The sequence below is a fragment of the Streptomyces sp. XM83C genome (assembly GCF_023072675.1).
GTDB classification, from domain to species: Bacteria; Actinomycetota; Actinomycetes; order Streptomycetales; family Streptomycetaceae; genus Streptomyces; species Streptomyces thermocoprophilus.
Genome location: NZ_JALLGL010000225.1, coordinates 1 through 10,107, shown reverse-complemented (window position 1 = coordinate 10,107; position 10,107 = coordinate 1). Strand labels below are relative to the sequence as shown.

General features: G+C 67.0%; 5 protein-coding genes and 1 pseudogene. 4 read left to right on the top strand and 2 right to left on the bottom strand.

Features of this window, described 5'->3' with window-relative positions; genetic code table 11:
• The coding region (locus MTQ10_RS22255) for a transposase (protein WP_247471364.1) at positions 1–266 on the bottom strand (266 nt) is incomplete at its 3' end.
• On the opposite strand from MTQ10_RS22255, the gene MTQ10_RS22250 reads away from it, so the two are divergent.
• Positions 187–1,197, top strand: a complete 1,011-nt coding sequence (locus MTQ10_RS22250; protein ID WP_308404590.1) for a Dyp-type peroxidase — start codon at positions 187–189, stop codon at positions 1,195–1,197. The genes MTQ10_RS22255 and MTQ10_RS22250 overlap by 80 nt on opposite strands.
• Before the next feature lie 27 nt (positions 1,198–1,224).
• On the opposite strand, the pseudogene MTQ10_RS22245 reads toward MTQ10_RS22250, so the two are convergent.
• Positions 1,225–1,344: pseudogene (locus MTQ10_RS22245) on the bottom strand (DUF6417 family protein); the annotation flags it as partial.
• Positions 1,345–1,475: 131 nt separating this feature from the next.
• Between MTQ10_RS22245 and MTQ10_RS22240 the strand changes: the two are divergent.
• The 3 genes from MTQ10_RS22240 to MTQ10_RS22230 form a co-directional block, all read left to right on the top strand.
• Positions 1,476–1,673: a hypothetical protein gene (locus tag MTQ10_RS22240; RefSeq protein WP_247471341.1), complete on the top strand. Its 198-nt coding sequence runs from the start codon at positions 1,476–1,478 to the stop codon at positions 1,671–1,673.
• Between the two features lie 56 nt (positions 1,674–1,729).
• Positions 1,730–5,443, top strand: a complete 3,714-nt coding sequence (locus tag MTQ10_RS22235; RefSeq protein WP_247471339.1) for a LamG domain-containing protein — start codon at positions 1,730–1,732, stop codon at positions 5,441–5,443.
• A 202-nt stretch (positions 5,444–5,645) separates the two neighbouring features.
• A partial coding sequence (locus MTQ10_RS22230) for a hypothetical protein (protein ID WP_247471323.1) occupies positions 5,646–10,107 on the top strand: 4,462 nt, incomplete at its 3' end.

Here is a 10,107-nt window from a genome sequence, read left to right as displayed (position 1 = left end):
ACCCGGTGCAGTCTGGCCCACACCCGGTCCCGGCTCCACTGGGCGAAGCGCCGGTAGACCGTGGGCCAGGCCGGCCCGAACACTGGCGGCAGCTGCCGCCAGGTGCAACCCGAGGTGGCCACGAAGACGATCGCTGCCAGGCATTCACGGTCACCGGCCCGACGTCGCCCGCCGCCCTGCGGGCGTATGACCTCCGTCGGAGGGACCACCCGCCGGAACAGCACCCACAACTCGTCCGGCACCAACCGCTCCACCAGATCCGTCATGCACGGCTCAACGAGCGATCACGCCATCAGAAACGACGTCTTAGACCTGGCCGACCAAGACCGCCACGCTGCCCTGCACCGTGCGCATCACGCTGTCGCTGCGATCGACGGCGGAGAGATCGCCGCCTGGCTAGCACTGGGTGAGGGCGCGCTGGCCCCGCAGGCAGACGGGCCACGCCAGCTCAAGCAGATGCCATCGTTCGCCGGCGACGTTCTGGACCCATCCCGCTCCCACGGGGACCTCCTGCTACAGATCACAGGAGCCTCAGCCCACGTGACGCAACAGGCGGCCGAGCGAACGCTACGGGCCTTGCCACAATGGCGCGTGCGCTGGCGTATCGAAGGTGTGCGTCCCGAGAACCGCACAGAGGGCGGCAGAGGACTGGCGCGTAACCCTTTCCACTTCACCGAGGGACACGGAAACCCCGCTAGTTCTGCAGGAGTCACCGAGCGCGCGGTCATCCCGGCCGATCAAGACGAGCCATCCTGGGCGGTCGGAGGCAGCTACCAGGTGATACGCATCATCCGGCTGGCTACCGACTTCTGGGACCGTGAAAGCCTCCACGAACAGGAGCGCATCATCGGTCGCCGCAGGGACGGCCGGTGGCTGGATGGCTCCCCCAGCGATGAGCAGCCCGTCTTCGCCGCCGACCCGCATGGCAAGACCACACCCTTCGACGCCCACGTCCGCAGGGCAGCCCCCGACCGGCGCCGGCCCCCGCCCATGGTCCGGCGCAGCTACAACTACCACCAGGGCACCGAGGACCAAGGACTGATCTTCTCCTGCTTCCAACGCGACCTGGACAAGGGATTCGAAGCCGTCCAGCACCGGCTACAGGGCGAAGCCATGACCAAGTACACCCTCACCGTGGGCGGCGGCTACTTCTTTGTCCCGCCCCCTGGCGACGCCTGGCTCGCCGCCGCGACGTGAGCGGTGCTTGCGCACGACAAGCGCGTCTCACCGGGAGCCAGCAAGCCGGCACATGATCCCGTACTCGCGGCCGAACCGGTTGGCTTCGGCCGCCGAGCGGGGCGCCCTGTGCAGCCATACCCCGTAGCCCAGCGACTCCATCTGCTCGGAAAGGCTCCGGACCGTGCGATCGCTGCGCGATTACGAGTCCCGTGAGTACGTCCCGCCGAGATGCTGATCGACCCCGTCCGCCTCGAGGGCCCTCCAGCGGCGGCTCTCGCGGGGTGCCGCAGGAGCCCATGCGCTACACCAGCCATGAAGGATCGGTCGCTTGTCACGAGTGCGCCGTCCACTGTGCTGTCCTGCTGCCCGACGCGCCGCTGCGGGTCGTCCTGTACTGCCTGACCGAACAGCATCTCAATGTGATGTGCAACACCATTGACGTGCATGTTCGAGCACCACATGATCTTCACGGCATTCATGTAATGAACAGTTAAGGGGGCGGGTGGGGGGCGTGTTCACACGAAGACGGCGCCGCGGCTGGCGTCAGAGGGTGCGCAGTGGGGCGATTGTCCTGTCTCTTCTGGGAGGAGCGGTTCCGGTCGTTGCCTTCGCCGCCGCACCGGCCGAGGCGGCCGACGGGGCGGCCTCAACGGCGACTGGCTCTCCTGAGTCGATAGCAAGTGCTCTGGCAGCTGAGACCGGTGAACGGGTAGTTGTTCAGGCGGCGACCACTGAGTCGTCCCAGGTCTTCGCCAATCCGGACGGCACCTTCACGCAGGAGATGAACGCCGCTCCAGTGCGAGCCCGAAAGGACGACGGCTCCTGGGCTCCCATCGACACCACCCTCGTCCGTGCGGCAGACGGTCTGGTGCATGCGACGAACACGACGGCCGACGTCGCCTTCTCGGGTGGTGGCAGCGGGGCCGGATTGGTCACGTTGGAGGACGACGGGCAGAAGCTGCAGGTTGGCTGGCCCACCGCGCTTCCCGAGCCCCTGCTTGATGGCAACACTGCCACGTACGCAGAGGTGCTTCCTGGTGTCGATCTGAGGCTGACCGCGCTCGCCTCCGGCTACACGTCGGTGCTTGTGGTCAAATCGGCGCAGGCAGCGCAGAATCCGGCGCTGTCGACCGTGAGGATGAGCGTCTCCGGCGTCGGCCTGGACATCGCGCCGACGGCTGACGGTGGTTATGTCGCACGCGACGGTGACGGCAGTCCGGTCTTCGAAAGCCCTGCGGGGCGTATGTGGGACTCGGCCGGCGACGTCGCCACCGGAACGGACACGGCCGGTGCCACGACCCAGTTGGCCCTCTCCGCTTCTTCAGCAGGCGCCGAGGCCGACGGCGAGCCAGGTGTGACCGATGCGGTTCCCCTGGCTGATGCCGGCGGTGAGCCTGCCCCCACCGAGGGGCCCGGCAACGGTGACGCAGCAGCGGAGCTCCCACTCAAGATCAATGGCAGCAGCCTTGAGATCACTCCCGACCCGGCCCTGCTTCACGGCGAAAGCACCGTCTTCCCGCTCTACATCGACCCGCCGACCAAGGGCATCGCGCTGGGCGACTGGACGGCGCTGGCCTCCAACGGCACGAAGTACTGGGAGTTCAGCGGGGACAAGGGCGTAGGGCGCTGCTCCAATTACGCTGGCTATCTGTGCTCCAGCAGCCCCTACACCCAGCGGATGTACTTCGAGTACCCGCTGTCGTCGATTCACGGCAAGAAGGTCCTGGATGCGACCTTCGAGGTGTACCAGGTGTGGACGTTCACCTGTGATCTGCACCTGTACGACCTGAGCCATGTGACCACTGGTATTTCCTCCAGCACCACCTGGTCAACTCGTCCTACGGCGGACGACTTGATGGGTGACCGGTGGGCGGCTTACGGCCGGGGCAGCCTGTGCGACCCGTCCCAGCCGGCGAACTGGGTGCGCTTCAGCGACAACGTCTCCGGCGGGGAGACGAATGAGAACCTGACGACGACGCTTGCGGCTCATGCCGCGAGCAAGCAGGCGCAGATCACCTTCTCGCTCACCGCGCACGACGAGTCCGACGCCGGCGCTTGGGCCCGGTTCCGCAACGATGCCAAGTTGTCGGTGACTTACGTGTCCTACCCGGACAAGCCGACCTCGTACGGCGTTCAGCAGGGCACCACGGGTCGTGCGTGTAACGCCTCGACGCTGCCCTTCGCCACCAGTGACACGACGCCGAAGATGCTGGCCACGGTCCAGTCGGTGGACGGCTCGAACGCGCAGTTGCGCGCCATGTTCGAGGTGTGGAAGGCCGATGGGTCCAGCCGCGTGTGGTACGCAGCCTCACCCGATGGGGCCTGGGTGGCCGACAACGCCACCCGCGATGCGACCTCCAGCGCCTTGGCGGCGCAGACGGACTACCGCATGCGGGTCAAGACGCAGGCGTATTACATGACGGACCGGGGCGTCACCGGCGTGCTGGATTCCGCATGGTCGTCGTGGTGCTACTTCCGCGTGGACACCGACTCCCCTCCCCCTCCGGTGATCACCAGCTATGACGGCGTGTACAAGCCGGCCGAGACCGACCCGGCAGCCGGTGGTGTGGGCACGCCGGGCAAGTTCACCTTCACCCCTGCCGACACCAACCCCACCCTGGCCGGTATTCAGTCCGACGTGGTCAGCTACAAGTGGCGGCTGAACAGCGGCCCGGTCTCCTCGCCGATCCCCGTCGCCCAGGGCGCGTCGACCACCCAGAGCATCACACCGAACCAGGCTGGTGAGAACACCATCCGGGTCTGGAGCTTCGACGCTGCCGGGCACAGCTCGCTCACCGGCTATTACAGCTTCTTGGTGAAGGGGGCGGAGAAGCCCTCTGGGATCTGGCACCTGGACAACACTCTGGCTGATTCCACCACTGCCATCCAGCATCCGCTGACCAGCTCGGGGGCAGGCTGGGACGTCCTGGCCCGCAACGGTACAGGGGCGGTGAAGCTCAACGGCACGAGCGCGTACCTGTCCACCTCGGGTCCGGTGCTGGACACCACCAAGTCCTTCACCGTCTCGGCCTGGGCGCGTCTGACCAAGAAGGACGTGAACTACACCGTGCTGTCCCAGGCGGGCACGAATGCGTCGGGGTTCCAGCTGTACTACTCCACGTACTACAACGCCTGGGTCTTCAACCGTCACGAGACCGACACCGTCGATACCGTTCTCGTGCGCTCGATCGGGGCCCGGCCCCCGGTCCTGAATGCCTGGACCCACCTGGCGGGTGTGTACGACGCGGCGGCGCGGACCATCCAGCTCTATGTCAACGGTGTGCCGCAGGGCAATCCGGTGCTTTTCACGGCCACTCCGTGGCAGGCGTCCGGCGGTCTGCAGGTCGGCCGCGTGTGGTACACGACCACCGGCAGGGACTACTTCGCTGGCTCCATCGACGAAGTGACGGTCTGGTCCCGTGCGCTGGCGGACACCGAGGTCGCTCACGACGCCTGGCTGGAGGACGAGGATCTCAGCGACGGCACCGCAGGTGACCCGGTCCCCGCGCTCGTCGCCAAGTGGGACGCAACCGACATGGCCAATGCCTCCGGCACCACGGTCAAGGACACCAGTGGCTTCGCCCGCAACCTCACCCTGAACGGGGCCGCACTGACCCAGTTCAGCACCGGCGACCCGGAGATCGGTGAAGAGGTGACCACCACGCAGACGATGACCCTGAACGGCAGCAGTGCGTATGCCACCGCCAGCGGCCCGGTCGTTGATGACAGTGGCTCGTTCACCGCGACCGCCTGGGTGACGCTGGACCCTGCCAAGCTCGCTGACACCAGCAAGTCCTATGCGGTCCAGGTCATGGGCCAGTCGGGCACCAGTCAGTCCTCCTGGGGTGTCTGGTACGAGCAGCCTGCCGGCAGCACGCAGGGACGGTGGACGTTCGGCCGCCCGGACAAGGACGGCACCGGCGCGTCCTGGACCCAGAGTTCTTCGACGGCCTTCACCACGGCCCAGCTGGGTGTCCCGGTCATGCTGAGCATCGTCTACGACGCCCAGGCGGCAGCCGACCCCGACGACACCTCCCGGCTCGGAGCCCTCAAGCTCTACGTCGACAGCGCCCTCATGGGCGACGAGACCGGTGTGCCGTATTCGGCGCCCTGGCAGGGCAGCGGAGCCTTCGAAATCGGACGGGCGAAGATCAACGGTGCCGCTGCGCGCTACTTCCCCGGCACGATCGACAGCGTCCGTGTCTGGGCCGGAGCCACCTCCACCGACATGATCGCCAACCGGCGCAACACCGAGCAGCGATAAACAGCACGGCAGGGGCTGGACGGGGTTCCTTGCCCGTCCAGCCCCTGCCGTGCTCGAACACTCCGCGCGCCCATAGGCCGCGCCTTTAAGACCGGGCGTATCCGGGCTTCAGCACCGCCCGGGCGCTCTTCTGCCCACACAGAGGAATCGGGACATCACCGTGCCTTCATCACCTCTCCGCACACGCTTGCCAGGGGCCGTCATGCGCCGCTGGCTCAGCCGTGGAGCGTTGATCGTCTCCTTGTCCGTCCTACCCCAAGTCGCAGTCCCCCTTGGCTACGACTTCGCAGCTCAGGCGCAGTCCTCGGCATCTCGCAAGCCGCTGGAGGACCGCCCCGCCCCGAAGGTCGACAAGGTGGGCGTGCTCAAGCCCGGCACGTCGAAAGCGCCGAAGGACAAGGCCCTTCCTGCCTCCCGGCAGACCCTGGAGCGCCTGGGGAGAGCAGCCTGGCCGAAGGCCGCCAAGGCCACCGCCGAAGTCACGGCGACCGACCAGACCGCCGTCAATGTCGGTGGTCTTGGCCTGCGTCTGGCCCAGCAGCCCGCCCGGCAGGCAGCGAAGACGGCCAACACCGGTGCCCGGACGAAGGCCGGCGGTCCGGCCGAGACGGTCACGGTCAGCGTCCACTCGCAGGCCGCAGCCCGGAAGGCAGGTGTCAACGGCGTCCTGCTCACCCTCGACCCTGCAGGAGCCTCTTCCGGCAAAGCCACGTCTGACACCGACACACTTCGCGTCTCGCTGAACTACTCCACCTTCAAGGATGTCTACGGCGGCAACTTCGGCCCTCGTCTGCATCTGGTGTCACTGCCGGCTTGTGCGCTGACCACCCCGGACAAGGCGGTCTGCCGGTCCCAGACGCCCGTGGCCGACGCAGACAACGACGCCCAGTCCCAGACACTGACCGGTACCCTCTCCGCGCGCACCCTGTCGGCCGGCACCCCGGTGCTGCTGGCGGCCGCAGCCGACAGCTCCGGAAGCGGCAGCGGCAGCGACTACAGCGCCACCTCCCTGTCGCCGACCGCGACCTGGGAGGCCGGTGGCAGCACAGGCGACTTCACCTGGAACTACCCGCTACGGGTCCCCCCGGCCACAGCCGGCCCGTCCCCGTCGCTGTCGATCTCCTACAACTCCGCCTCGGTGGACGGTCGCACCGCCGCTCAGAACAACCAGACCTCCGTGGTCGGCGAAGGCTTCTCACTCACCGAGTCCTACATCGAGCGCAAGTACGCCTCCTGCAAGGACGACGGCCAGTCCGGCAAGGGTGACCTGTGCTGGAAGTACGCCAACGCCACCCTTGTCCTCAACGGCAAGGCCGTCGAACTGGTCAACACCTGCGCCGACAAGACAGCGTGTGACAGCGCTGCCCTGTCCGAGGCGTCCGGCGGCTCCTGGAAGCTGAAGAACGAAGACGGCACGCGCGTCGAGCACCTGACCGGCGCCACCGGCAACGGCGACAACAACACCGAGTACTGGAGGGTCACCGACCCCTCCGGCACCCAGTACTTCTTCGGAAAGCACCGACTGCCCGGCTGGAGCGACAAGGGCACCACCGACACCGCCGACGACGACCCGGTCACCAACTCCGTATGGACCGTCCCCGTATTCGGCGACGACAGCGGCGAGCCCTGCTACAAGACCACCGGCTTCGCCGACTCCGCCTGTTACCAGGCCTGGCGCTGGAACCTGGACTATGTCGTGGACACCCACGGCAACGCCTCCGCCTACTGGTACGCGCGCGAGACCAACTACTACTCCAAGAACGCCGACACCACGGTCAACGGCACCCCTTACACCCGCGGCGGCTACCTGCAGCGCATCGACTACGGACTGCGCAGCGATCTGATCTACAGCAAGCCTCCCGCCCAGCAGGTCAGCTTCACCTACGACGAACGCTGCGTGGTGAGCGGAGGCTGCACCAGCCTGACGGTAGACACCAAGGCCAACTGGCCCGACGTGCCCTTCGACATGATCTGCGCCTACAACACCAAGTGCACCACGCAGATCGGCCCGTCCTTCTTCACCCGCAAGCGCCTCACCGACATCACCACCTCGGTGTGGACCGGAACCGGCACCACGCGGCGCGAGGTGGACACCTGGCACCTGGAACAGGACTTCCCCGACACCGGTGACGCCTCCTCGCCCAGCCTGTGGCTGAAGTCCATCCAGAACACCGGCAAGGCCAACACCACCGCCGCCGCCATGCCGCCCATCGTCTTCGGCGGCATCCAGATGCCCAACCACGTCGAAGGCAGCGGCCCGGACACCCTGCGCTACATCAAGTGGCGCGTGCGCACGATCACGTCCGAGACCGGCTCGATCGTCACCGTCAACTACTCCGACCCGGACTGCATCTGGGGCACCAGCATGCCGGCGGCCGTCGACAAGAACACCCGCCGCTGCTTCCCGGTCAAGTGGTCTCAGTCGGGGGCCACGCCCGTCACCGACTGGTTCCACAAGTACGTCGTCACCTCCGTCTTCCAGGAGGACCCCTACGGCCACGGCGACACCGGCGAGAAGTACTACGACTACCAGGGCGGAGCCGGCTGGGCCTACGCCGACGATGAGGGCCTGACCAAGCCGTCCGACCGCACCTGGTCCCAGTGGCGCGGCTACGGAAAGGTCGTAGAGACCTCCGGCGACTCCGAAGGCCCGCGCAGCAAGAAGTCCACCCTCTACATGCGCGGACTCAACGGCGAGAAGGAACTCGACGGCACCGCCCGGGTGGAGAAGGTCACCGACTCCACTGGCACCGCCATCGACGACTCCCGCCAGTACGCCGGCTTCGTCCGCGAAACCGTCATCTACAACGGCGCCGACGAAGTCAGCGGCACCATCAACACTCCCTGGTCCTACAAGACCGGAAGCCACATCTACAGCTGGGGCACCACCGAGGCGTGGATCGTCCAGGCCGGCCAGACCGCCACCCGCACAGCGACCTCCACCGGTACCCGCACGGTCAAGCAGACCACCACGTACGACACCACGTACGGCATGCCCATCACCGTGGAGGACAGCGGCGACGCCGCCATGAGCGGTGACGAATCGTGCGTGCGCACCACCTACGCCCGCAACACCTCCGCGTGGCTGGTGAACCGCGTCTCGCGTACCGAGACCTACTCGGTCGCCTGCGCAACCGTCCCCGCCATTCCGGGTGACGTCGTCTCCGACGTCACCACCGCCTATGACGGCCAGCCGGTCGGGACGGCACCCACCAAGGGCGACATCACCGCCTCCTACCGTGTCGCCAGCTACAGCGACGTTGACGGCACGCCCATCTACCAGCAGGTCTCCAGCTCCACCTACGACAAGCTGGGCCGCCCGATCACCGCGACCAACGCCCAGGGCCGCACGGTCAAGACAGCCTACGTTCCCGACGACACCGGGTACGGGCCGCTGACGTCCAAGACGTCCACCGACCCCAAGCTCTACACCTCGACCACGCAGGTAGACCCGGCCTGGGGCACGGCCACCAAGACCACCGATGCCAACGGCAACGTCACCGAGTGGGCCTTCGACGCCCTCGGCCGGCTCAAGTCGGTGTGGAAGCCTGACCGCTCCCGCACCCTCAACGACGCAGCCAGCATCGTCTACACCTACAGCATCAACAACACCAAGGAGACCTGGGTCCGCACCGACACCCTCAAGGCCGACGGGCAGACCTACAACAGCTCCTACGAAATCTTCGACAGCCTGCTGCGCTCCCGCCAAAAGCAGGTGCCCGCGCCCAACGGCGGCCGGGTCATCTCCGAAACTCTCTACGACGACCGTGGCCTCGCTTACATCACCAACGACCAGGTCCACGACAACAACCCGCCATCCGGCGTCCTGGCCAACACCTATCCCGGCTCCGTCCCCGCCTCTACCGAGACGGTCTTCGACGCCGCCGGCCGCGCGACCGAATCAATCTTCCGGGTCTATGACCAGGAGAAGTGGCGCACCAAGACCGACCAGCTAGGTGACCGCACCGCGTTCACCGCCGCCGCAGGCGGCACCGGCACCGTAACGTTCACCGACGCCCGCGGCCGGGTCACCGAACGCCGCGAGTACAACGGCCCCGTGCCCACCGGCACCGAGTACACCCGCACCCTGTACGAGTACACCCACGGCGGCCAGGTCAAGAAGATGACCGGCCCGGACGGCGCCGTGTGGACTTACGGCTACGACCTGCGGGGCCGGATGACCACCTCCACCGACCCGGACAAGGGCCGCACCGATACCACCTACAACGACATCGACCAGCCTCTGACGGTCACGACCACCCGCAACGGCATCACGCGCACTCTGATCACCGACTACGACGAGCTCGGCCGCAAGATAGGCACCTGGGACGGAGTTCAGGACAGCACCCACCAGCTGACCAAGTTCACCTACGACAGCCTGGCCAAGGGACAGCCCACCGCTGCCATCCGCTACGTCGGCGGCACCACCGGCAAGATCTACTCCCAGGTCGTCACCGGCTACGACGCGCTCGGCCGCCCCAAGGGCACCAAAACCGTCATCGCCGCCACCGACCCGCTGGTCATCGCCGGCGCACCCCAGACCTTCACCACCTCCACCGTCTACAACATCGACGGCACCATCCAGTCCACCTCGATGCCCGCGCTGGCCGGCCTGCCCGCAGAGAGCGTCCACAACACCTACAACAACCTCGGCATGCTCACCG